The organism is Herbidospora galbida, from assembly GCF_005233835.1.
GTDB lineage: Bacteria > Actinomycetota > Actinomycetes > Streptosporangiales > Streptosporangiaceae > Herbidospora > Herbidospora galbida.
The window spans coordinates 46976-69731 of record NZ_SZQA01000034.1 but is presented as its reverse complement, the minus strand read 5'-3'; the positions used below and the strand labels follow the sequence as shown (position 1 = coordinate 69731).

The following is a 22756-nucleotide window of genomic DNA, read 5'->3' as shown; positions in this document are numbered from 1 at the left end:
AGGACGGAGATGACCAACAGTGCCGCGATCGCCATCGCGAAGATCGATGCGAGCATGGCGGCGATACCCAGTAGCTCGATCATGCGGCCGTTTTGCCCGGTATGACCATTCTCATTCCTTACTCAGGGGCGAGGTCGGAACCCCCCAGGACGTCCAGCCGCCGGAAGATCACACCCTCGCGCAGTGCCCAGGGGCAGATCTCCAGCGCCGGCACCTGGAACAGGTCCATCGTCGCATCCGCCACGAGTGCGCCCGCCAGCAGCTGCCCGGCCCGGCCCGCCGACACCCCCGGCAGGGCGGCCCGGCGGTCGGCGGACATCTCGCCCATCCGCGCCGCCCACGTCGAGACCGCCTCGTGCGACAGGTTGCGGCGGATGTAGGGGCCCTCGCTCGACGGCGCGGCCCCTGCCATCCTGGCCAGCTGCTTGAAGGTCTTCGAGGTCGCCACGGCGTGGTCGGGGGGACCGTAGCGGGTCACCTCGCCGACCCGGCGGCCGATCTCGGTCCGGATGTGGCGGCGCAGGGCGCGGATCTCCTCGGGGGTGGGCGGGTCTTCGGTGAACCAGTCGCGGGTCAGCCGCCCGGCCCCCAGGGGCAGCGAGACGGCCGCGTCGGGGGCCTCGTCGATGCCGGAGGCGATCTCCAGGGAGCCTCCGCCGATGTCCAGGACCAGCAGGCGGCCGGACGACCAGCCGTACCAGCGCCGGACGGCCAGGAAGGTCAGCCGGGCCTCCTCCGCGCCCGACAGCACCTGGATGTCGACCTGGGTCTGGCCCTTGATCTCGGCCAGCACCTCCTCGCCGTTGCGGGCCTCTCGGACGGCGGAGGTGGCGAAGGCCACCAGCTCCTCACAGCCCTTGTCCTCGGCGAAGCGCAGCGCCTCCTCGACGAAGTCGCGGAGCTTGCCGGCGCCCTGCTCCGAGAGGTGGTGGTCGTCGATGTGCTCGGCGAGTCTCATGTCGACCTTGTGGGAGAACGCCGGCTGGGGGCGGGCCCCACGGTGCGCGTCCATCACGAGGAGATGCACCGTGTTGGAACCCACGTCGAGGACACCTAGTCGCATGCCCATGACGGTATCGCCCTTTACGGAACGTTCCTGTCGTCGTTACCCCGTCGGAATGACGAAAAGTCACACTCTGGCCCGGAAAGCAGCGGTTTTCGTACGATTTTGGCACGCCGTGGAGCAGAAGCGGCGGGTGCCGTTGCGGGAGACGTCCACGAAGACGCGGTCGCAGCGGTCGGCCGTGCAGACCCCCAGACGGTCATGGAACTCCCCGCCCAGCACGATCGCGAGCGCGGTGGCCCCGGACGCGACCCAGTTGGCCGCCCAGGTGCCGGTGGTGCCGTGGAAGTGGAGATGCCAGGGCTCGCCGTCGTGGCCGCTGAGGTGGGGGCGGGCGTCGGTGGCGTCGAGCACCTGGTTGATCACGGTGCAGGCGAGGTCGTGGTCGCCGGAGAAGGCGGCGCGCAGGTCGGCGGCGTAGCCGGCCAGCTCGGCCACGTCGGCCTCGGCGATCTCGCCCCGCTCGCGCAGCGCCGCCGCCACCTCGGCGGCGAGCTCCGGCCCGGAGGGCACCGCATAGGGCCGCCCCCGCCGCTCCCCCGGGGTCAGCACGTTCACCAGGGTCACGAACATGGCCACAACGGCATCGGTGTGACTGTTGAAGTTCACTTGACCAGTTACATCCTTCATGATTACGGTAACTGCCATAAGCCTAGACGACAGTTACAAGGGAGAAGACCGTGACACTCACCCGTGACCACGCCCGGCAGTGGCTCGACCGATGGGACGTCCAGCAGGAGGGCTACCACCCCGCCCGCGAGGAGCGCTTCGCGGTCCTGATCGACGCGGTCGTGGAGTCGGCCGGGCGGCCCGACCCGCTCATCCTGGACCTCGGCTGCGGGCCCGGGTCGCTCGGCGTCCGGCTGAAGGAGCGATTGCCGGAGGCGACCGTGATCGGCTTCGACACCGACCCGCTGCTCACCGGGCTCGGGCAGGCCGCCTACGACGGGCTCCGGTTCGTGGACGCCGACCTGCGCGTCCGGGGGTGGAGCGCGGCGGCGGGCCTGCCCCGCCTCGCTGACGCCGCGGTCAGCACGACCGCGCTCCACTGGCTCCCGGAAGGGCCCCTGACCGACCTCTACCGGGAGCTGGCCACGGTGCTGCGGCCAGGCGGGGTGTTCCTCAACGGCGACCAGATGGCCTCCCCTGCCCACACCCGCCTGGCCGTACTCGAGCGAGCCCTGGCCGGCCGTGCCACCGACCGGCGGTTTCCCGGGGGACGCCCGGAGAACTGGGCCGACTGGTGGGCGGCGGTGGAGCGGGACCCCGTGCTCACCGCCCTCCACGCCGACCGAGAGAAGCGCCGCGAGATGGCCGCGCACCACGGCTCGGAGTCGCTGCACCTGGAGACCCACGTGACCGCGCTGACCAAGGCGGGCTTCGCCGAGATCGGCACGCTGTGGCAGGAGGGCGACGACCGGCTGCTCTGCGCGTTCCTACCGTAGTGAGGGGCCGTATATCGGGCGTATTTCTCACACCGTCCCGGTGTAGTTGAGCGCCAGCTCCGCCGCCGCGGCCTCGGAGGTCGCGATGCGGTGGAGCTGGGCCAGCTGGAGCCGGGTCTCGTAGTCGGACTGGCCGGGCGCCAGGTGCAGCATCGTGGTCATGAACCAGGAGAAGTGCTCGGCCCGCCAGACCCGCCGCAGGCAGATGTCGCCGTAGTCGTCGAGCAGGTCGTCCTTGCCGGTACGCCGCCAGTGCTCCAGCGCCCGCGCGAGCACCACCACGTCGGCGACGGCAAGGTTGAGGCCCTTGGCGCCCGTCGGCGGCACGATGTGGGCGGCGTCGCCGGCCAGGAACAGACGGCCGTGGCGCATCGGCTCGGTGACGAAGCTGCGCATCGGGGTGACGGCCTTGGCCGTGATCGGGCCCCGGGCGAGCTTCCAGTCGCCGTCGATCGCGAACCGCAGGTCGAGCTCGTCCCAGATCTGCTCGTCATCCCAGTCCGCGGGGTCGGTGTCGTTGGGAACCTGCAGGTAGAGGCGGCTGACCGTCGGGGAGCGCATGCTGTGCAGCGCGAAGCCGCGCGGCGAGTGGGCGTAGATGAGCTCGTCGGTCGAGGGGGCGACGTCGGCCAGCACGCCGAGCCACGAGTAGGGGTAGTCGGCCTCGTAAACCCGGCCCGACGGCACGGCGGCCCGCGAGATGCCGTGGAAGCCGTCGGCGCCCACGATGACGTCGCAGGTCAGGGTCTTCTCCTGGCCTTCGTGGCGGTAGGTGACGTAGCCGTCGCCGAGGCCGGTCGCCTGGGCCTCGAACAAAAGCGGGCCGCCCTCGTCGAGCTGGAGGGCGACCAGGTCCTTCACGATCTCGGTCTGGGCGTAGATCATGACGGAGCTGCCGCCGGTCAGGGCAGGGAAGTCGAGGCGGTGGGCCCGCCGGTCGAACCGCAGCTCGATGCCGTTGTGCGGGAGCCCCTCGCGCTCCATGCGCGCGGCGGCGCCGCACTCGCGCAGCGCGTCGACCGTGCCCTGTTCGAGCATGCCGGCGCGCTGGCGCTGCTCGACGTAGGCGCGGTCGCGGCTCTCCAGCACGACGGAGTCGATCCCGGCGTTGTGCAGCATCCGGGCCAGCAGCAGGCCCGCCGGGCCGCCGCCGATGATCGCGACCGTGGTGTGGGTCATTCCAGGCTCCCTAGCGTGCGTTGGGCGACGGCGAAGGCGGCGTTGGCGGCCGGGACGCCGCAGTAGATCGCGGTCTGGAGGAGGACTTCCTTGATCTCGTCTGGCGTGAGACCGTTGCGGATCGCGGCTCTGACGTGCATGGCCAGCTCGTCGAGGTGGCCGCCCGCGACCAGTGCGGTGAGCGTGACGCAGCTGCGGGTCCTGCGGTCGAGACCCGGGCGGGTCCAGATCTCGCCCCAGGCGTACCGGGTGATGAGGTCCTGGAAGTCGGCGGTGAAGCCGGTGGTGTTCGCGACCGCCCGGTCGACGTGCTCGTCGCCCAGCACCGCCCGGCGGACCGTCATCCCGTCGGCCTGGGGCAGGTGGGCGCGCATCGCCGCCAGGACGGCGTCGGGCCGCTCCACCGGGGCCAGGTGGGCGGCGCCGGGGAGCTCGTGGAGGGTCGCGCCCGGGATGCCGTCGGCCAGTTCCCGCGCCACGGCCGGGGGGACGGCGGGGTCGTCGCGGCCGGCGATGACGAGGGTCGGGGCGGTGACGGCCGGGAGCTCGGCGCGGATGTCGTAGCCCGACAGGGCCTCGCAGCACTCGGCGTAGCCCTCGTCTTCGGCGGCCAGCAGGTCGTCGATCATGGCCTGGGCGGCGTCCTTGTCGGCGTCCGGGGTGAACCAGCGGCCCCACGCCAGGTCGGCGAGGGCGCGGGTGCCCTCGCCGCGCACCAGGGCGGAGCGCTCGTGCCAGCTCTCCTCGGTGCCGAACTTGGCGGCCGAGCAGACCATCGTCAGGGACAGCACCCGGTCGGGGTGGCGCAGCGCCAGCCACGCGCCGATCGCGCCGCCCAGGGAGATCCCGGCGTAGTGGAAGGCGTCCGCCCCCGCCGCGTCGGCGACGCCGATCACGAGCGCGGCCAGCGACTCCATCGAGGTCGCTCCCTGGACGACCGGGGACGCGCCGTGGCCGGGGAGGTCGTACCGGATGATTTTGAAGTGCCGCGACAGGGCGGCGGCCTGGGCGTCCCAGACCCGGAGCGAGGTGCCCAGTGACGGGCCGAGGATCAGCGCGGGCGCGTGCGCGGGCCCGTCAACGCGGAAGTTCAACATCGGCGATCTCCTTGAGGGGACGGTCGAGAGCTCGATCGACGAGTTCCCCTGCGGCACCGGAATAGCCGGTGGGATCGAAAAGCCCGGCGTCGACGGATGTCTCGGTGTTCGCGAGGGCGGTCTCCACGGCCTGGCGCAGGGGCATCCGGAGGCGGGCCGCGTCGCGGGAGGCGGTTTCGAGGAGTTCCCGGGCCGCCTTCTTGCCGAGCTGCCGTGACAGCTCGCCCATGACGCGTTCGGCGACGATCAGGCCGCCGGTCAGCGACAGGTTCTCCCGCATCCGGGCCGGATGGACCCGCAGGCCCCCCGTCAGCGCGGCGGCGTGCCACGCCGCTCCCCCGGCCAGGCGCAGCAGGGTCCGCAACGGTTCCCATTCGGCGTGCCAGGCGCCGGCCGGGCGTTCGTCCTCGGCGGCCATCGCGCCGTAGAGGATCGCGGCCAGGGACGGAGCCTGGCGGGCGCAGGCGGCGATCAGGGTGGCGTGAACGGGGTTGCTCTTGTGCGGCATCGCCGACGAGCCGCCGCCCGATCCCTCGGTGACCTCGCCGATCTCCGTACGCGACAGCACCAGGACGTCGGCCGCGATCTTGCCGAGCGCCCCGCAGCAGAACGCCAGCGCCCCGGCGAGGTCGGCGACCGGGGTGCGCAGCACGTGCCAGGGCAGGAGCGGCGCCGCCAGCCCGACCTCCCGGGCGAACCGCTCCATGAGCGGGACCGAGAGCGTGGCCAGGGTGCCCCCGGCGCCGCCGAGCTGCGCGGGCAGGGTCACCGCGCCGAGCCGCTCGTAGGCGTCGAGCACCAGCGACCGCCACCCGGCCGCCTTGAGGCCGAACGTCGTCGGCACGGCGTGCTGGGTGAGGGTGCGGCCGGGCATCGGGGTGTCCCGGTACTCCCGCGCCAGCTCCGCCAGCGCCCCGGCGGCCGAGGCGAGGTCGAGCAGGACCAGCCGCCGGGCCCGCGCCGCGACCAGCATCAGCGCGGTGTCCAGGACGTCCTGGCTGGTCGCGCCGTCGTGGGCGCCTTCGGGCAGCGCCTTGACCAGCGGGATCACGGGATTCCCGCCGCCGTGCCCGAGGTCTCCGACCTCCGCCGACGCGATGGCGTCGGCCAGGTCGGGGCGGTTCTGGGCGCGGGCCAGTGCCGCCTCCGCGTCGAGCAGGGCGCGGAGGACGGCCGGGTCGGCGGTCGCCCCGTCGGCCGGGGTGCCGGACCAGGCCGGGCCGAGGAGCCCGTCACCGGTGATCACGAGAGCCTCCGGGTTCAGCCCAGGTCGAGGAAGACCGTCTCGCCCTCGCCCTGGAGGCGGATGTCGAAGCGGTACACCCCGTCCCGCTCGGGAGCGGCGACCAGGGTCGCGCGCCGGTCGGCGGGGAGCGAGGCCAGCAGGGCGTCGTCGCCGTCGTCGAGGTAGAGGCGGGTGTACAGGTGGTGCAGCAGGCCCCGGGCGAACACGCACACCGCGATGTAGGGCGCCCCGCCGGGCCGGACCGTGCGCAGCGTCCAGTGTCCGTCGAGGTCGGTGGCCACGCGGGCGAACCCGGTGAAGGTCACCCCGTCGCGGCCGGCGAACGAGCCGTCGACCTCGTCGCGGCGCATCGAGCCCGGCTTGCCGTCGAGGTTCCCGGCGGCGTCGGCCTGCCAGAACTCCAGCAGCGCGTCGGGGATCGGGTCGCCCGCGCCGTCGTAGACGTACCCGTGGACGGAGATCGCCCCCGGATGGCCCGAGGGGACCAGGTCGCCGCCGCCGCGGAAGGGCAGAGCGTAGCCGTAGAAGGGGCCCACGGTCTGCGAAGGGGTGGGTCTCATCGGCCTTCCTCCATCCAGGTCGCCGACGGGCCGTCGAGGACGATGTCCCATCTGTACCCCAGGCTCCACTCCGGCTGGGAGAGCTCGTGGTCGTAGGCCGCGACGAGCCGCTCGCGGGCCTTGTCGTCGGTCACCGACTGGAGGATCGGGTCGTACGGGAACAGCGGGTCGCCCGGGAAGTACATCTGGGTGACCAGGCGCTGGGCGAAGGCGGTGCCGAAGACCGAGAAGTGGATGTGGGCCGGCCGCCACGCGTTGACGTGGTTCTTCCACGGGTAGGCGCCGGGCTTGATCGTGGTGAAGGCGTAGCGGCCGTCGGCGTCGGTCAGGCAGCGGCCGGTGCCGGTGAAGTTGGGGTCGAGCGGCGCGGGGTGCTGGTCGCGCTGGTGCGGGTAGCGGCCGGAGGCGTTGGCCTGCCAGACCTCCACCAGCTGCCCGCGCACCGGGCGGCCGTCGCGGTCGGTGACCCGGCCGGTGACGGTGATGCGCTCCCCGAGCGGCTCCCCGGCGTGCTGCCGGGTGAGGTCGGCGTCGAGCGGGGTGACGTCGCTCGCCCCGAAGACGGGCCCGCGCAGCTCGGCGTAGGCCTCGGGCGGGGCGACGAGCGGCCGGTGCGGGTGCCGCAGGCCGCTGGAGCGGTAGGGCGGGTAGTCGCGCGCGGGGTGGTCGGCCCCGTCTGACCTCGCGGCCAGCTCGGCGATCTCCCGGGAGATCGTCTCCTGGGACAGCGGTTCAGGCATCGGGTGCTCCTTGGGCGAGGCGGCGCAGGGCGGTCAGCTCCGCCTCAGTGGGGGGTTCGGTGACGCGCAGGTCGGCGGCGACGGCGAGGGGCCAGCCGGTGGCGGCGACGGCCTGGTCGGGGGTGGTGCCGGGGTGCACGTCGGTGAGCGTGAGCTCGGCGGTCTCCGGGTCGGGGCGCAGGATCCCGAGGTCGGTGATCACGGCGACCGGACCGGCGCCGGGCAGGCCGAGCCGGGCGCGCGACCCGGGCCCGTCGCCGTGCCCGACGGTGGTGACGAAGTCGAGCTTGCCGACCAGGTTCCGGGTCGAGTGGCGCAGCACCAGCAGCACCTTCCCGCAGCTCGCGGCGATCTCCGGCGCGCCGCCCGCGCCCGGCAGGCGCCCCTCGGGACGGCCCGGCCCCCGGTCGATGACGGTCGTGTTGACGTTGGCGAACCGGTCGACCTGGGCCGCGCCGAGGAAGCCGACGTCGATCCGCCCGGCCTGGAGCCAGTAGTTGAAGATCTCCGGCACCGACACCACGGCGTCGGCCGTGTCGGCGAGTTCGCCGTCGCCGATCGACAGCGGCAGCCGCGACGGCTTGGAGCCGAGGGTGCCCGACTCGTAGATGAGCACCAGCCTCGGTTCGATGGTCCGCCGGGCCAGGTTGGCGGCGGCGCTGGGCAGGCCGATGCCGACGAAGCAGGTGCGGGCCCCGGCCAGGGCGCGGGCGGCGTTGACGGTCATCAGCTCGTCGGAGGTCCAGGTCATCGGGCCTCCTCCAGGACGTGCTCGTCCATCCAGCGCAGGAAGGTGTCGCGGTCGCGGGAGACGGCGTCCCACGACTGGTAGAAGCCGTTGTCGCGGACGGTGTAGCCGGCCGCGTAGGAGGGGTGGGCCCCGTTGGGGGCCACGGCGACCGCGTCGACCGTCCACGACGGCAGTACCACCGCGCCGGGGGCGGGCGTCAGGTCGTCCACGATCTCCTCGACCGTCACGAGCACCCGGGAGGCGGCCAGCGCGGCCTCCTTCTGGACGCCGACCAGCCCCCACAGCTGCACGTTCCCGTCGCGGTCGGCGCGCTGGGCGTGGATGACGGTCACGTCGGGGTTGATCGCGGCGACGGCCGCGAGTTCCTCGCCGGTGAAGGGGCACACCACGGTCGAGATCGTCTCCGACCGCGACGGCAGGTCGCTCCCCCGGTAGCCGCGCAGCACCGCGAACGGCAGCCGGGACGCCCCGGCGACGTAGCGGTTGGCCATGCCGGCGTGGCTGTGCTCGTCGAGTTCGAGCGGGCGCGGCCAGCCGTTCTCGACGGCGTCGCGGAAGCGGTGCAGCGAGCCCACGCCGGGGTTGCCGCCCCACGAGAAGACCAGCTTGCGGGCCGCGCCCATGCCGATGAGCTGGTCGTAGATGACGTCGGGGGTCATCCGGACGAGGGTGAGATCGGTCACCCGCTGCCGGATCATCTCGTGCGCGGCGGCGAACGGGATGAGGTGGGTGAACCCCTCCATCGCCACGGTGTCGCCGGAGTGGACGAGCCCGGCCACCGCGTCCCGCAGGCTACGGATCTCCGCCATGTTCTCCCTGTTCGGAGTGGACTTGTTCGCCTGATGAACTATTGTTCACATTTGACGTAGTTCAGGAGTCTGCTACCCCCTTTGGACGTGTGTCAATGACCGAGGCAGTCGTGGGGCCGCTGGAGCGCGGGCTGGTCGTGCTGCGGGCGATGGCCGACGGCGGGCCGTGCCGTCCGAGCGAGCTGACCCGCGCCACCGGGCTGGCCCGCTCGACCGTCGACCGGGTGCTGGCGACCCTCGTCGCGATGGGGCTGGCCCGTCCGGCCGGGCCCGATCGTTCGGTACGGCTGACGCCCCGCGTCCTGGCCGTCGGGAACACCTACCTGTCGGGCAGCGGCGTCCCCGACGCGCTGGGACCCGAGGCGGCCCGACTGGCGGAGGACCTCGACGAGTCGGTGTCGCTGGCGGTGGCCGACGGCACGGCCGTCCGGTTCGTCACCCAGCTCCCCCGGCGGCGCAGCCGCTCGCTGACCTTCCGGGTGGGCGACCTGGTCCCGGCCGAACGCTGCGCGGCGGGGGCGCTGCTGGCCGCCGAGTGGACCGAGGCCGGCTGGGCCCGCTGGCGGGCGGCCCGGCCGGAGACGGTGGTCGCCGCCGACCCGGCGGGCGAGCCGGAGTTCCGCGACCGGGCCAAGGCCGCGCTCGACGCGGGCTGGGCCCGCGACGACCAGCTCATCGAGCCGGGCCTGATCGCGGTCGCCGTCCCCGTGCGCTCGCGCGGCCGGGTGGTGTGCGCGGTCAGCGTGGTCTCCCACCGCAGCAGGCACACCGTCGAGTCGCTGGCCGCGCTGGCCCTCCCCCGGCTCGACACCGCCCGCATGGAACGCCTGCTGGCCGCCCGCGCGCCCGCGCCGCCGACCCCGATCGAGATCCCCGATGACACCCCGGTCCAGTCGCTGGCCCGGGGGCTGGCGGTGCTGACCGCGCTCGGCGGGACCCTGTCAGAGGTCGCCGAGGCCACCGGGCTGGCGCGGGCGACCGCCCGGCGGGCGCTGCTGACTTTGGTCGAGCTCGGCTACGCGGTGAAGGCGGGCAACCGGTTCGTCGCGCTGCCGAAGGTCCTGGAGCTGGGGTACGCCCGCCTGTCGGCGCTGACGCTGGGCGAGCTCGCCACGCCCCACCTGACCGCGCTGGCCGAGGCGGTGGGCGAGTCGGCGTCGGTGGCCGTGCTCGACGGGACCGACATCCGCTATGTGGCGCGGGCGCCGGCGTACAAGATCATGAGTGTGGACATCACGGTCGGCACCCGGTTCCCGGCCTACGCCACGTCGATGGGCCGGGTCCTGCTGGCCGACGACGCCGACCTGGGCCGGCCGGTGGCGCTGACGCCCCGCACCGTGACCGACCCCGAACGGCTGCGGGCGCTGATCCGGCGGGCCCGCGCCGACGGCTACGCGATCGTCGAGGACGAGCTCGAAGAGGGACTGCGGGCGCTGGCCGTGCCGATCCACGACCGCGACGGCAAGGTGGTCGCCGCGGTGAACGTCGCCACGACCGGCCAGGTCAGGCCCGGTCTGCTGGCCCATCTCCAGGCCACCGCGCACGCCGTCGAGACCGATCTGGCGCTGGTCACCGCACGAACCCCGGCCCGACCGGCCTGAAGTCCCCCGGGCCGGGCATAGAGGGCGGCCATGAGGAGAGCGTTCGCGAGGTTCCGGCTCGGGTCGACGGCCCGGCGCGTGTTCGGCTGGCAGGGGCTGCGGCCCGGTCAGAAGGAGGCCATGCGGCATCTGGTCGCCGGGCGCGACGTGCTGCTGGTGATGCCGACCGGGGGCGGCAAGTCGGCCGTCTACCAGGTGCCCGCCCTGCTGCTCGACGGCCCGACGATCGTGGTGTCGCCGCTGATCGCGTTGCAGCGCGACCAGGTGATGAGCCTGCTGAAGGCGGGCACCGGCGCGGTGGCGGTCAACTCCACGCAGTCGGTCGACAAGGGCCTCGACCAGGTCACCGCCGGGACGGCCGAGTTCGTGTTCCTGTCACCGGAGCAGCTGGCCAAGCCCGAGGTGGTGGAGCGCCTGGCGGCGGCCCGGCCGTCGCTGATCGCGATCGACGAGGCCCACTGCGTGTCGTCGTGGGGACACGACTTCCGGCCCGACTACCTGCGGCTCGGCCAGGTCATCGAGAAGCTGGGCCATCCGCCGGTGGTGGCGCTGACCGCGACGGCGGCGCCTAACGTGCGGGCCGAGATCGTCCGGTCGCTGGGCCTGCGGAACCCGGTGGAGATCGTGCGCGGCTTCGACCGGCCGAACCTGACCCTGTCGGCCCGGCGGTTCACCTCCGAGGACGACCGCCGCCGGGCCCTGGTCGAGCACGCCCTCGCCGCAGAGGGCCTGACGCTGATCTACGTGCCGACCCGGCGGGACGCCGAGGAGTACTGCGCCCTGCTGGAGGGCAAGCGGGCCGAGCCGTACCACGCCGGGCTGAAGACGGCCGACCGCAACCGCACCCACGCGCGGTTCGCCGCCGGCGAGCTGGACGTGGTCGTGGCGACCTCCGCCTTCGGCATGGGCATCGACCGCCCCGACGTGCGCCGGGTGCTGCACGCGGGCCCGCCGGAGTCGCCCGACTCCTACTACCAGGAGATCGGCCGCGCCGGACGGGACGGCCGCCCCGCCGAGGCGATCCTGTTCTACCGCCCCGAGGACCTGGGCCTGCGGCGCTTCCAGACCGGCGGCCGGGCCGACCCCGAACTCCTGCTGCGCATCGCGGTATTGGTCCGCGAGCACGGCGGCTTGGTGCCGGCCGGCGAACTGCGCGACCTGCTCGGCGTCGGCACCACCCGGCTGACCGCCCTGGCCAACCTGCTGGAGCGCGCGGGCGCGCTGGTCCCCGGCGAACTGCGCTGGGCCAGGAAGCGCCTCACCGCCGAACGGGCCGTCGAGAAGGCCGTCGAACTCGACGAGGTACGCCACCGCGTCGACGAGTCGCGCCTCGACATGATGCGCTCCTACGCCGAGACGACCGGCTGCCGCCGCCGCTTCCTCCTGGAGTACTTCGGCGAACCCTACGGCCGCTCCTGCGGCACCTGCGACACCTGCCGCGGAGTCGTCCAGGAAGCGGTCCCCGACGTGGACGACGGCCCCTTCCCGCTCCAGTCGAAGGTCGAGCACACCGCGTGGGGCGCGGGAACGGTGATGAGCGCCGACCCCGACCGGGTGACCGTCCTGTTCGACTCCGTCGGCTACAAGACGCTGGCCCTGGCCGCCGTCGACGGCCTCCTCCGCCGAATCTAGAGATTTGCTCTAAAGATTTGCTCTAATTTATGCTCCGGCCATGAACGTGGTGGTCACCGGGGGAAACCGGGGAATCGGGTACGCCGTCAGCGCCGAACTCGCGCGCCGAGGACACCGGGTGGTCGTCGTCGCCCGCGACGCCGCCCGGGGAGAGCAGGCCCTCCGGTCGCTGCCCGGCGAGGCCGAGCTCGTCGTCGGCGACCTGTCGACGGTCGCGGGCATGCGGGGCGTGGCCGAGCGGCTGGCCGAGGTCTGCCCGCGCATCGACGTGCTGGTCCACAACGCGGGCCTGTGGCCCTCGCGGCTGACCCTCACGCCCGACGGCCTGGAGGAGTCGTTCGCGGTCAACCACCTCGCGCCGTTCACCCTGAACCGCCTCCTCGAAGACCGCCTCGCGCGGGTCGTGCAGGTCAGCGCGGGCCTCTACGTGAAGGGGAAGGCCGATCCCGGCCGGACCCCCCACGGCGCGGACTTCCATCCCCTGCGCACCTACGCCGACACCAAGCTCTGCAACGTGGCCGTGCTGCCGCTGTTCGCCGAACGCTGGCGGGCGCGCGGCGGGACGATCGACGCCGTCCACCCCGGGGTGATCAACACCGGGCTGGGCGCGCGGAGCGGGCCGGTCGGGCTGCTGCTCAAAGCGGCCAAGCGGTTCTGGAAGACTCCCGACCAGGGCGCGGCCCCGGTGGTCGCGCTGACCGAAGGGTCGACCACCGGCCGCTACTTCAACGAGTTCGAGGAGATCCCGATGCACGTCGACCGGGAGCTGGGCCTGCGGTTGTGGGAGCAGGCGGAGAAGCTGTCGGGAATCGCGTGAGGCAGGCCCGCAGCGAGGCCACGATCCGCAGGCTGCTCGACACGGCCCTGGAGGCGTTCACCGCCGGCGACTTCACCCTGCGCGCGGTGACCTCGCGCAGCGGCGTCAGCATGGGCAGCCTCTACCACCACTTCGGCAGCTTCGACGGGCTGGCCGCCGCCCTCTACTCCGAGTGCATGGACGACCTGCTGACCGGCCTCATCGAGGCGGTCGAGCGGGCCGACAGCACCGAGGAGGGGGTGCGCGCGATCGTGCGCGCCTATCTCGCGTTCGCCCGCGACGAGACCGCGCGGGCCCGGTTCATCCACGCCGCGCCGCTCATCGAGCCGCACGCCGCCGCCGTCGCGGCCCGCAAGGCGCCCCTGATGGACCGCCTGACGGCCTGGTTCGCGCCGCGCGTCACCGCTGGGGAGATCGCCGACCTGCCTCCGGCGCTGATCGAGATGCTGCTCATCGGGCCCCTCGCCGAGACCACGCGCCGGGTGCTGGCGGGCGCGCCGGGGCTCGATCTGGACGCCGCCGCCGACGCGCTGCCCGGCCCGATCTGGCGTTCCCTGCGCGCCCATTGACGGGATCTGTGACGCGGGTTACGTTCGCCGTAATTAAAAGGAAAGCTTCCTATTAGTTGGACGGGAACCTCCTGTTCCCGGCGCGTCCCGCCGCATCCCCTTCCCCCCGGACGTGGAGTAGCTCGATGAGAAGAGTCCTGACCCTCTTACTGGCGATCGGTGCGCTGATCCTGCCCCTGATGTTCGCGCAGTCCGCGGCGTACGGCGCGGTGACCGTGCCCCTGCGGGCCAACGCCAACGGACCGGCCCTGACCGACGGCGGCGGCAACGCCTGGCTCGCCGACAAGGCCTACTCCAGCGGCACCTGGGGCTACGAGACGTCCTACGGCGCCGGCTCCACGGGCAGCGCGATCGGCGGCACCACCGACGACGCGCTCTACCAGAACTACCAGCTGTTCAGCGGCTGGGGCGGCTACAAGTTCGACGTCGCCAACGGCACCTACCAGGTCACCGTGAAGATGGTCGAGGACTGGGCGAACGCCGCCGGGCAGCGGAAGTTCGACATCCGGATCGAGAACACCGTGGTCCAGTCGGCCTTCGACGTGTTCGCCTCCTGCGGCGCGCTCACCGCCTGCGACCGCACCTACACCGCGACCGTCTCCGACGGTCAGCTCAACGTGCAGTTCAACATGAACGGCGGCGCCAACTACGCCATCGTGGCGGCCGTCCAGGTCACCGGCGGCACCGGCGGCGGCGACACCACCGCACCCTCGACGCCCGGCAACCTCCAGGTCACCGGCGTGACCAGCAGCAGCGTCTCGCTGAGCTGGAACGCCTCGACCGACAACGTCGGGGTCACCGGCTACCTCGTCTACCGGGGCGGCACCCTGGTCACCACCGTGACCGGCACGACCTTCACCGACACCGGCCGCGCGGCGAGCACCGCGTACACCTACCAGGTGCGCGCCCGCGACGCCGCAGGCAACCAGTCGGGCCTGTCGAACAGCGTCACCGGCACGACCAGCGGCACGGGCGGCCCCGACACCACCGCGCCGTCGACGCCGGGGGGCCTCACCGTGACCGGGGTGACCAGCAACAGCGTCTCGCTGTCGTGGAACGCATCGACCGACAACGTCGGCGTGACCGGCTACCTGGTCTACCGGGGCGGCACGCTCGTCACCACCGTGACCGGCACCTCCTACACCGACACCGGCCGCGCGGCGAACACCGCGTACACCTACCAGGTCCGCGCCCGCGACGCCGCCAACAACCAGTCGGGCCTGTCCACCAGCGTCACCGGCACCACCTCCCAGACCGGGACCGGCGGGAACAAGAAGCTGCTCGGCTACTTCGTCCAGTGGGGCGTCTACCAGCGGGCCTACCACGTGAAGAACATCGTCACGAGCGGCTCGGCGGCGAAGCTGACCCACATCAACTACGCCTTCGGCAACGTCCAGAACGGGCAGTGCACCATCGGCGACAGCTACGCCGACTACGAGAAGGCCTACACCGCCGCCGAGAGCGTCGACGGCGTGGCCGACACCTGGGACCAGCCGCTGCGCGGCAGCTTCAACCAGCTCCGCAAGCTCAAGCAGCAGTACCCGCACATCAAGGTCCTGTTCTCCTTCGGCGGCTGGACCTGGTCGGGCGGCTTCGGCCAGGCGGCCCAGAACCCGACCGCCTTCGCCAACTCCTGCTACAACCTCGTCGAGGACCCGCGCTGGGCCGACGTGTTCGACGGCATCGACATCGACTGGGAGTACCCGAACGCCTGCGGCCTGAGCTGCGACACCTCCGGCTTCGCGTCCTTCAAGAACCTGATGCAGGCGCTGCGCAACCGCTTCGGCCAGAACTACCTGGTCACCGCGGCCATCACCGCCGACGGCACCACCGGCGGCAAGATCGACGCGGCCGACTACGGCGGCGCCGCGCAGTACCTCGACTGGTACAACGTCATGACCTACGACTACTTCGGCGCCTTCGCGGCGCAGGGCCCGACCGCCCCGCACTCGCCGCTGCACAGCTACACCGGGATCCCGACGGCCGGCTTCTACAGCGACAACGCGATCCAGAAGCTCAAGTCCAAGGGCGTGCCGGCGTCCAAACTGCTGCTCGGCATCGGCTTCTACGGCCGCGGCTGGACCGGCGTCACCCAGGCCACCCCGGGCGGCACCGCGACCGGGGCCGCGCCCGGCACCTACGAGGCCGGCAACGAGGACTACAAGGTCCTGAAGAACACCTGCCCGGCCACCGGCACCATCGCGGGGACCGCCTACGCCAAGTGCGGAAACAACTGGTGGAGTTACGACACCCCGTCCACGATCACCGGAAAGATGACCTATTCGAAGGACCAGAGCCTCGGCGGTTCCTTCTTCTGGGAGCTCAGCGGTGACACGAGCAACGGCGAACTCATCACGGCCATGAAAAACGGTCTCGCCTAATCGGTGATGAGGGAACCCCGGGCGTTTTGCCCGGGGTTTTCTTTTTTGATCTTTTGGTTGAAATATCTACTACGATCATCAGCTTCGGGACCCCCGGACTCACTGGAGGAGAACCAATGCGCGCGGTGGTCGTCAGGACATACGGGGGCCCGGAGGCCCTGGAAACGGTGGAGGCGCCGGCCCCCGAGCCGGGGCCGGGCCAGGTCCGCATCAGGGTCGAGGCGGCGGGGGTCAACCCCGTCGACCTGTTCATCCGCGGCGGCGGCCTGCTCATGCACGGCGCCCCGGCCCGGGAGCAGACCGGCATGGGCTGCGACGTCGCCGGCGTCGTGGAGGCCCTCGGCCCGGACGTCACCGGGGTCGAGATCGGCGACCGCGTCCTGGCCGCCTCCACCTGGGGCGGCTTCAACCGCGACTTCGGCCCGTACGCCGACCAGGCGGTCATCGCCGTCGACGAACTCGCCCCCGCGCCCGCCGACTGGCCCGCCGAGCAGGCCGCCGGCCTCCCCCTGCCGGGCCTGACGGCGTGGCAGTGCCTCGACCTCCTCGGCCTGCCCGAAGGGTCGACCCTGCTGGTCACCGGCGCCGCCGGCAGCGTGGGCGGCATGCTGGTGCAGCTCGCCGCCCAGCGCGGCCTCACGGTCGTCGCGCTGGCGCGCGCCACCGACGAGGACGACCTGCGGGCGCTCGGCGCGCAGTACGTCGTCGACGACGTCGCGAAGGTCCGCGAGCTGCTGCCCGAGGGCGTGGACGCGGCCGTCGACCCGGCCAAGCTGGTGCAGCCCGCCCACGACGCCGTGCGCGACGGCGGGCAGTTCATCGCCGTGGTCGTCGACGGCGGACCGGAAGAGGGCCGGGGCATCACGTCGCAGGTCATGTGGGCCCACTCGGCCCGCGACCAGCTCGACGCGCTCGTGGAGCTGGTGAGCGCGGGCAAGGTCAGGGTCCGGGTGGCCGCGACCTATCCGCTGACCGAGGCCGCCGCCGCGCACACGCGGATGGCCGAGGGCGGACTGCGGGGACGGCTCGTTCTCCTGCCGTAATCCTGACAATCTGGAATGCTGCCGGTCATATGCGCTTACGAGTCACGCCTTTCGGCGAACCGTTGACCGGCCATTCCGCCCCCGTCGCCGGGGTGGCCCTCCATCCCGGCGACGAACTGATCGCCACCTCCGACGACACGGGCCTCATCCGCTACTCCACGGGCGTGGAGATGAGCGGGTCTCCGTACACGATGACCCTGGCCTTCCACCCCGACGGCCACCTGCTCGCCTCCGGGGGCGAAGACGGCGTCGTCCGCCTGTGGGACCTCTCCGGGGTGCCGGCCGGAGAGCTGAAGGGCCACGAGGACGTCGTGACCGCCGTCGGCTTCCACCCCGACGGCCACCTGCTGGCCAGCGCGGGCTGGGACCACTCGGTCCGCCTGTGGGACCCGGTGACCCGGATGCCGGTCGGCGACCCGCTGACCGGCCACACCGGCCGGGTCGTCGAGCTGGCCTTCCACCCCGCCGGGCACCTGCTGGCCACCGCCGCCAAGGACGGCACGGTCCGCCTGTGGGACGCCGGCACCGGCCAGCCGATCGGCGACCCGCTGCCGGGCGAGGGCGTCGCCTTCCTCGCCGGACGGCTGGTGATCGTCGGCCCCGACCGCCTCGCCCGCGCCGACGACGAGGTCATCACCCCCGAGCCGGTGTCCGGGCTGACCGCCCGCGGCGACGTGCTGGCCGCCGTGAACTGGGACGACTCCATCTCCCTGTACGACCTGGGCGCCACCCCCCTCGCCCGGGTGACCGGCCATTCGGGGGCGGTCCAGGCGCTGGCCCTCGGCCGGTCGCTCCTGGTCAGCGTCGACGACCGGGGCGAGGTCCGGCGGTGGCGCGTCGACGGGCTGCCGGACCAGCCGTCCGACACGGAGCCCTTCGACCAGGTCGCCCGGCTGCGCCGCTCGCTGGTGACCCTCCAGCACACCCACGCGGTGGCCCGGCGGGTCCGCGACGACCTGCACCGCCGCCTCGAAGAGCGCGACGACCTCGTCCGCCGGCTCACCGCCCGCGTCGACGAGCTCGAGACCCGGATGACCTCGGCGGTGGTCGCCCGCCGGTTGACCGGCCACGACGCGCCCGTCCACGGAGTGGCCTTCCACCCGCGCGGCCATCTGCTGGCCACCGCCGACCGGGCGGTCCGGCTGTGGGACCCGGTGACCCGCGACCAGATCGGCGACCCGCTGCCGGGCGGCCCGGTGGTGGCCTTCCACCCGGGCGGCCACCTGCTGGCGGCCGCCTGCGCCGACCACACCGTCCGGCTCTGGGACCCCGACACGCGGCGCTCCTTCGGCGATCCTCTGGCCGGGCACACCGGCCCGGTGACCTCCGTCGCCTTCCACCCGTCGGGCGACGTCATCGCCACCGCGAGCGCCGACGGCACCGTCCGGACGTGGGACACCGTCATGGGCCGCCAGCTCAGTGAGCAGCCGGGGACCCGCGTGGTCTTCGCCGGCGACGACCTCGTGGTCGGGGCCACGGCCGCGTGCGGCCACCTCGTGGCGACCGCCCTGCCGGGGGGCGCGGTCCGGCTGGAGAACCGGCGGACCGGCGCGGCGCGTGAGCTGACCGGCCACACCTCCGACGTGCGGGCCGTCGCCTTCGACGCCACGGGCGACCTGCTGGCGACCGGGGGCGGTGACCGTACCGTCAAGATCTGGGACACCGCGAGCGGCGCGGAACTGAGCCTCTTCACCGGCCACACCTCCGCCGTGAACGGCGCCGCCTTCCACCCCGACGGCCATCTGCTGGCCACCACCTCGGACGACTGCACCACCCGGCTGTGGCCGACCAGGCTCGGCGGGCACGCCGGTCCGGCAGAATGGGCCGGAGCCTAGGGAGAAGGAAGATCGTGATCCAGTCGATCAACCAGCGGATCGCCGAGGAACTCGGCGTACGTGAGCGGCAGGTCGCCGCGGCCGTCGATCTGCTCGACGGCGGCGCGACGGTGCCGTTCATCGCCCGCTACCGCAAGGAAGCGACCGAAATGCTCGACGACGCGCAGCTGCGCGCGCTGGAGGAGCGGCTGCGCTACCTGCGGGAGATGGAGGAGCGCCGCGCCGCGATCCTGGAGTCGATCCGGTCGCAGGGCAAGCTCGACGACGCGCTCGAGGCGCAGATCATGGCGGCCGACTCGAAGGCCCGGCTGGAGGACATCTACCTCCCCTACAAGCCGAAGCGCCGCACCAAGGCCCAGATCGCCCGCGAGGCCGGCCTCGAACCGCTGGCCGACAAGCTGCTCGCCGACCCCGGCCTCGACCCGGCGGCCACGGCGGCCGGCTTCGTCGGCGAGAACGTCGCCGACGCCGCGGCGGCCCTCGAGGGCGCCCGCGCGATCCTGATCGAGCGCTTCGGTGAGGACGCCGACCTGATCGGCACCCTCCGCGAGTCGATGTGGAGCCGGGGCCGCCTGATCGCGGCCGTCCGCGAGGGGAAGGAGGAGGCCGGGGCCAAGTTCTCCGACTACTTCGACTTCGCCGAGCCCTTCGCCAAGCTGCCCTCGCACCGCATCCTGGCGATGTTCCGGGGTGAGAAGGAGGAGGTGCTCTCCCTCACGCTGGAGCCCGAGGAGCCCCGGGAGGGCCCGTCGACGTTCGAGGTGCGCATCGCGACCCGGTTCGGGATCTCCGACCAGGGGCGTCCGGGCGACAAGTGGCTCTCCGACACCGTGCGGTGGGCCTGGCGCACCCGCATCCTCGTCCACCTGGGCATCGACCTGCGGATGCGGCTGTGGCAGGCGGCCGAAGACGAGGCCGTGCGGGTGTTCGCGGCCAACCTGCGCGACCTGCTGCTGGCCGCCCCGGCGGGCACGCGGGCGACGATGGGCCTCGACCCCGGTCTGCGCACGGGCGTGAAGGTGGCCGTCGTCGACGCGACCGGCAAGGTCGTCGACACCGCCACGATCTACCCCCACGAGCCCAAGCGGCAGTGGGACCAATCGCTCGCGGTGCTCGGGGCGCTCTGCCAGAAGCACGGGGTCGAGCTGATCGCGATCGGCAACGGCACCGCCTCGCGTGAGACCGACAAGCTCGCCGGTGAACTGGTCGCGCTGATGCCCGGCGTGACGAAGATCATGGTCTCCGAGGCGGGGGCGTCGGTCTACTCGGCGTCGGCGTTCGCCTCGCAGGAGCTCCCGGGCCTCGACGTGTCGCTGCGCGGCGCGGTCTCGATCGCGCGCCGCCTGCAAGACCCGCTGGCCGAGCTGGTCAAGATCGACCCCAAGTCGATCGGCGTCGGGCAGTACCAGCACGACCTGGCCGAGCAGAAGCTCTCGCGGTCGCTCGACGCGGTGGTCGAAGACTGCGTGAACGCCGTCGGCGTCGACGTCAACACCGCCTCGGCCCCGCTGCTGACGCGCGTGTCGGGCATCGGCTCGACGCTGGCCGACAACATCGTGCAGCACCGCGACGCCAACGGCCCGTTCCGGTCGCGGTCGGCGCTCAAGCAGGTGCCGCGCCTGGGCCCGAAGGCGTTCGAGCAGTGCGCGGGCTTCCTGCGCATCCCCGGCGGCGACGACCCGCTCGACGCCTCCAGCGTCCACCCCGAGTCCTATCCGGTGGTCCGCAAGATCCTCACGGCGACCGGCGGCGACCTGCGGACCCTGATCGGCAACACCGCCGCGCTGCGGGCGCTGAAGCCCGCCGACTTCGTCGACGGCGCCTTCGGCCTGCCGACGGTGACCGACATCCTCGGTGAGCTGGAGAAGCCCGGCCGCGACCCGCGCCCGGCGTTCAAGACGGCCGCTTTCAGGGAGGGCGTCGAGAAGATCTCCGACCTGCAGAAGGGCATGATCCTCGAAGGCGTGGTCACCAACGTGGCGGCGTTCGGGGCCTTCGTCGACGTCGGCGTCCACCAAGACGGGCTGGTCCACGTGTCGGCCATGTCGAACACCTTCGTGAAAGACCCGCGCGACGTCGTCAAGCCCGGCGACATCGTGAAGGTGAAGGTCCTGGAGGTCGACATCCCCCGCAAGCGGATCTCCCTGACGCTCCGCCTGCAGGACGAACCGGCCCGCCAGCAGGCCCCGCGCCAGGACCGCGGCGACCGGCAGCCCCGCCAGGACCGACAGGACCGCCAGCCGCGCCAGCCCCGCCAGCAGGACCGCCGCCAGTCGTCCCCGCCCCCGAGCGGGGCGATGGCCGAGGCGCTGCGGCGCGCGGGCCTGACCGACGACGGCCGCAAGAAGCGCTGACCCTTCGCCGGAGGGCCGGTCATGACGACATGGCCGGCCCTCACCCCGAGGTCAGCCAGGCCCGCGCCTGCCGGAAGTGGGCGTCGCGGATCCCCCTGCTGGAGCCGATGTGGACGAGCCGGAACCTGCCGACGTTCGGGTGGGCCTCCAGCCAGAGCCGGTCGGCCCGGCCGAGGTCGTCGTCGAACCAGACGAAGGGGCGGCGGTCGACGTACTCGGCGACGGCCGGGACCTTCCAGCAGCAGCCGGGGCCCTCGGCGCCCCGGCCCTTGTCGACCTCGATGACCGGCAGTTCGGGCAGCCCGAGGATCGGGCCGACGCTCGCGTTGGCGTCGTGCTGCCAGGTGGTCGCCCACACCAGATCGGCGCCGGTCGCGTCGGCGAGCGCCAGCAGCAGCGGGCCGTGGGCCGGGTTCAGCCACAGCAGGTAGGGCTGCCCGGCGGCCGTGCACGTGTGCGGCCCCCACTCCGGGCCCGGCCGCCGGAGCGGGTTCAGCACCCCGTCGACGTCGAGGAGGATGAGGGGCCGGTCGGTCGTCAGGCGGCGCGCTCCGACGTGGTGATCTCGGCCAGGACGTCGAGGGAGATGCCGAGCGCGGCGGCCAGTGCGGCGATGGTGAAGAACGCCGGGGTCGGGACCCGGCCGGTCTCGATCTTGCGGAGGGTCTCGGGGCTGATGCCGGCGGTGGCGGCGACCTCGGTCATGCTGCGGTCGCCGCGGGCCTGACGGAGCAGGGCGCCGAGGCGGTTGCCGCGTTCGTGGTCGAGTTCGGTGAGCGGTGGTCGGACCATGCACGCGATCATAGCAACACGTGATAACAATACCGGTATAAGTATTGGATCCACGGGAGCAGACCATGGTTGAGATCAAGACCCCCGCCGAACTGGACGCCATGCGCGAGGCCGGCCGGGTGGTGGGCAGGGCGCTGCAGGCCGTACGTGAGGCGATCAGACCCGGCGTGCGGCTCGTCGAGCTCGACGAGATCGCCGCCACCGTCATCCGGGAGAGCGGCGCCAAGCCCGCCTTCCTGCACTACCAGCCCGGCTTCGCGCCGACCCCCTTCCCCGCCGTCATCTGCGCCTCGGTCAACGACGTGATCGTGCACGGCATCCCCGACGACTACCGCGTGCGCCAGGGCGACGTGGTCAGCATCGACTGCGGCGCCTACCTGAACGGCTGGGCGGGCGACTCGGCGTTCACCGTGATCGTCGGCCCCGGCGACCCGGCGGACCAGCGGCTCGTCGCCACCGCCGAGAAGGCCCTGGAGGCGGCCATCGCCGCCGCCGTCCCCGGGAACCGGCTGGGCGACATCGGCGCGGCGATCAGCGCCGTCGGACGGGCCGCCGGATACGGCATCCCGCGCGACTTCGGCGGCCACGGCATCGGCCGGCACATGCACGAGGACCCGCACGTCGCCAACGAGGGTCGGCCCGGCCGGGGGCTGGTGCTGAAGGCCGGCATGACCCTCGCGCTCGAACCGATGTTCATGGCCGGGGGCAAGGACCGCTACCGCACCGCGCGCGACGGCTGGGCCCTGCACACCGTCGACGGCAGCCGGGCCGTGCACGTCGAGCACTCCGTCGCGATCACCGACGACGGCCCCCGGGTGCTGACCCTTCCCTAGACCCGTCCG

Annotated in this window: 21 protein-coding genes; 10 read left to right on the top strand and 11 right to left on the bottom strand. The window is 72.8% G+C overall.

All coding sequences use genetic code 11. The features are described 5' to 3' along the window. Positions 1-118 precede the first annotated feature (118 nt). Positions 119-1063, bottom strand: coding sequence for a Ppx/GppA family phosphatase (locus FDA94_RS29595; protein ID WP_137250353.1), 945 nt, complete (start codon positions 1061-1063; stop codon positions 119-121). A 66-nt stretch (positions 1064-1129) separates the two neighbouring features. After that, positions 1130-1636, bottom strand: coding sequence for a CGNR zinc finger domain-containing protein (locus FDA94_RS29590; protein ID WP_246060218.1), 507 nt, complete (start codon positions 1634-1636; stop codon positions 1130-1132). Positions 1637-1743: 107 nt separating this feature from the next. Here FDA94_RS29590 and FDA94_RS29585 point away from each other — a divergent pair, with 107 nt between their 5' ends. Then, on the top strand, positions 1744-2508 hold the full coding sequence (locus tag FDA94_RS29585; protein ID WP_137250351.1) for a class I SAM-dependent methyltransferase: 765 nt from the start codon (positions 1744-1746) through the stop codon (positions 2506-2508). Between the two features lie 27 nt (positions 2509-2535). Here the strand turns inward: FDA94_RS29585 and FDA94_RS29580 are convergent, their stop codons facing one another. The 7 genes from FDA94_RS29580 to FDA94_RS29550 are packed head-to-tail and all read right to left on the bottom strand — an operon-like array spanning position 2536 to position 8890. After that, positions 2536-3687, bottom strand: coding sequence for a 4-hydroxybenzoate 3-monooxygenase (locus FDA94_RS29580; RefSeq protein ID WP_137250350.1), 1152 nt, complete (start codon positions 3685-3687; stop codon positions 2536-2538). Beyond that, on the bottom strand, positions 3684-4784 hold the full coding sequence (gene pcaDC / locus FDA94_RS29575; protein ID WP_137250349.1) for a bifunctional 3-oxoadipate enol-lactonase/4-carboxymuconolactone decarboxylase PcaDC: 1101 nt from the start codon (positions 4782-4784) through the stop codon (positions 3684-3686). The genes FDA94_RS29580 and pcaDC overlap by 4 nt, the downstream gene beginning before the upstream one ends. Continuing rightward, on the bottom strand, positions 4765-6030 hold the full coding sequence (locus tag FDA94_RS29570; RefSeq protein ID WP_137250348.1) for a lyase family protein: 1266 nt from the start codon (positions 6028-6030) through the stop codon (positions 4765-4767). Before FDA94_RS29570 ends, pcaDC begins: the two co-directional genes overlap by 20 nt. Positions 6031-6044: 14 nt before the next feature. After that, entirely contained in the window at positions 6045-6590 is a 546-nt protein-coding gene (gene pcaG, locus FDA94_RS29565; RefSeq protein WP_212735563.1) for a protocatechuate 3,4-dioxygenase subunit alpha, read from the bottom strand. Beyond that, positions 6587-7330: a protocatechuate 3,4-dioxygenase subunit beta gene (pcaH, locus tag FDA94_RS29560; protein ID WP_137250346.1), complete on the bottom strand. Its 744-nt coding sequence runs from the start codon at positions 7328-7330 to the stop codon at positions 6587-6589. Before pcaH ends, pcaG begins: the two co-directional genes overlap by 4 nt. Then, the gene (locus FDA94_RS29555; protein WP_137250345.1) at positions 7323-8081 is read right to left on the bottom strand and encodes a CoA-transferase subunit beta; all 759 of its coding nucleotides are present in this window, start codon (positions 8079-8081) and stop codon (positions 7323-7325) included. The genes pcaH and FDA94_RS29555 overlap by 8 nt, the downstream gene beginning before the upstream one ends. Further along, positions 8078-8890 carry a CoA transferase subunit A gene (locus tag FDA94_RS29550; protein ID WP_137250344.1) on the bottom strand — a complete coding sequence of 271 codons (813 nt, stop codon included), beginning with the start codon at positions 8888-8890 and terminating at the stop codon, positions 8078-8080. Before FDA94_RS29550 ends, FDA94_RS29555 begins: the two co-directional genes overlap by 4 nt. A 95-nt stretch (positions 8891-8985) precedes the next feature. On the opposite strand from FDA94_RS29550, the gene FDA94_RS29545 reads away from it, so the two are divergent. The 8 genes from FDA94_RS29545 (at position 8986) to FDA94_RS29510 (ending at position 21122) form a co-directional block, all read left to right on the top strand. Beyond that, positions 8986-10491 (top strand): IclR family transcriptional regulator domain-containing protein, encoded by a 1506-nt coding sequence (locus tag FDA94_RS29545; RefSeq protein WP_137250343.1) that lies wholly within the window; start codon positions 8986-8988, stop codon positions 10489-10491. Positions 10492-10521: 30 nt separating this feature from the next. Next, on the top strand, positions 10522-12123 hold the full coding sequence (locus tag FDA94_RS29540) for a RecQ family ATP-dependent DNA helicase (RefSeq protein WP_137250342.1): 1602 nt from the start codon (positions 10522-10524) through the stop codon (positions 12121-12123). Between the two features lie 40 nt (positions 12124-12163). Then, positions 12164-12940, top strand: a complete 777-nt coding sequence (locus FDA94_RS29535; RefSeq protein WP_137250341.1) for an SDR family NAD(P)-dependent oxidoreductase — start codon at positions 12164-12166, stop codon at positions 12938-12940. After that, positions 12937-13509, top strand: coding sequence for a TetR/AcrR family transcriptional regulator (locus tag FDA94_RS29530; protein ID WP_137250340.1), 573 nt, complete (start codon positions 12937-12939; stop codon positions 13507-13509). Before FDA94_RS29535 ends, FDA94_RS29530 begins: the two co-directional genes overlap by 4 nt. A 125-nt stretch (positions 13510-13634) precedes the next feature. Beyond that, positions 13635-15890, top strand: coding sequence for a glycosyl hydrolase family 18 protein (locus FDA94_RS29525; protein ID WP_137250339.1), 2256 nt, complete (start codon positions 13635-13637; stop codon positions 15888-15890). 116 nt (positions 15891-16006) lie between these two features. Further along, complete coding sequence (locus FDA94_RS29520) at positions 16007-16933, top strand: NADP-dependent oxidoreductase (protein ID WP_137250338.1); 927 nt, start codon at positions 16007-16009, stop codon at positions 16931-16933. A gap of 62 nt (positions 16934-16995) precedes the next feature. Next, the gene (locus FDA94_RS29515; RefSeq protein ID WP_170991184.1) at positions 16996-18768 is read left to right on the top strand and encodes a WD40 domain-containing protein; all 1773 of its coding nucleotides are present in this window, start codon (positions 16996-16998) and stop codon (positions 18766-18768) included. Beyond that, entirely contained in the window at positions 18753-21122 is a 2370-nt protein-coding gene (locus FDA94_RS29510) for a Tex family protein (protein ID WP_137250336.1), read from the top strand. Before FDA94_RS29515 ends, FDA94_RS29510 begins: the two co-directional genes overlap by 16 nt. A gap of 40 nt (positions 21123-21162) precedes the next feature. On the opposite strand, the gene FDA94_RS29505 is transcribed toward FDA94_RS29510, so the two are convergent. Next, positions 21163-21642, bottom strand: a complete 480-nt coding sequence (locus FDA94_RS29505; RefSeq protein ID WP_281286650.1) for an HAD domain-containing protein — start codon at positions 21640-21642, stop codon at positions 21163-21165. A gap of 17 nt (positions 21643-21659) precedes the next feature. Continuing rightward, complete coding sequence (locus FDA94_RS29500; RefSeq protein WP_170991183.1) at positions 21660-21914, bottom strand: helix-turn-helix domain-containing protein; 255 nt, start codon at positions 21912-21914, stop codon at positions 21660-21662. Positions 21915-21979: 65 nt separating this feature from the next. Here FDA94_RS29500 and map point away from each other — a divergent pair, with 65 nt between their 5' ends. After that, a complete protein-coding gene (map, locus tag FDA94_RS29495) occupies positions 21980-22747 on the top strand; it encodes a type I methionyl aminopeptidase (RefSeq protein ID WP_137250334.1) in 768 nt (255 codons plus the stop codon). Positions 22748-22756: the final 9 nt, after the last annotated feature.

Bases quoted from the DNA above. Each gene is read 5' to 3' on its own strand.
- FDA94_RS29595 (WP_137250353.1), bottom strand. From the start codon at position 1,063: ATGCGACTAGGTGTCCTCGACGTGGGTTCCAACACGGTGCATCTCCTC.
- FDA94_RS29590 (WP_246060218.1), bottom strand. From the start codon at position 1,636: ATGTTCGTGACCCTGGTGAACGTGCTGACCCCGGGGGAGCGGCGGGGG.
- FDA94_RS29580 (WP_137250350.1), bottom strand. From the start codon at position 3,687: ATGACCCACACCACGGTCGCGATCATCGGCGGCGGCCCGGCGGGCCTG.
- pcaDC (WP_137250349.1), bottom strand. From the start codon at position 4,784: ATGTTGAACTTCCGCGTTGACGGGCCCGCGCACGCGCCCGCGCTGATC.
- pcaG (WP_212735563.1), bottom strand. From the start codon at position 6,590: ATGAGACCCACCCCTTCGCAGACCGTGGGCCCCTTCTACGGCTACGCT.
- pcaH (WP_137250346.1), bottom strand. From the start codon at position 7,330: ATGCCTGAACCGCTGTCCCAGGAGACGATCTCCCGGGAGATCGCCGAG.
- FDA94_RS29555 (WP_137250345.1), bottom strand. From the start codon at position 8,081: ATGACCTGGACCTCCGACGAGCTGATGACCGTCAACGCCGCCCGCGCC.
- FDA94_RS29550 (WP_137250344.1), bottom strand. From the start codon at position 8,890: ATGGCGGAGATCCGTAGCCTGCGGGACGCGGTGGCCGGGCTCGTCCAC.
- FDA94_RS29545 (WP_137250343.1), top strand. From the start codon at position 8,986: ATGACCGAGGCAGTCGTGGGGCCGCTGGAGCGCGGGCTGGTCGTGCTG.
- FDA94_RS29540 (WP_137250342.1), top strand. From the start codon at position 10,522: ATGAGGAGAGCGTTCGCGAGGTTCCGGCTCGGGTCGACGGCCCGGCGC.
- FDA94_RS29535 (WP_137250341.1), top strand. From the start codon at position 12,164: ATGAACGTGGTGGTCACCGGGGGAAACCGGGGAATCGGGTACGCCGTC.
- FDA94_RS29525 (WP_137250339.1), top strand. From the start codon at position 13,635: ATGAGAAGAGTCCTGACCCTCTTACTGGCGATCGGTGCGCTGATCCTG.
- FDA94_RS29520 (WP_137250338.1), top strand. From the start codon at position 16,007: ATGCGCGCGGTGGTCGTCAGGACATACGGGGGCCCGGAGGCCCTGGAA.
- FDA94_RS29510 (WP_137250336.1), top strand. From the start codon at position 18,753: ATGGGCCGGAGCCTAGGGAGAAGGAAGATCGTGATCCAGTCGATCAAC.
- FDA94_RS29500 (WP_170991183.1), bottom strand. From the start codon at position 21,914: ATGGTCCGACCACCGCTCACCGAACTCGACCACGAACGCGGCAACCGC.
- map (WP_137250334.1), top strand. From the start codon at position 21,980: ATGGTTGAGATCAAGACCCCCGCCGAACTGGACGCCATGCGCGAGGCC.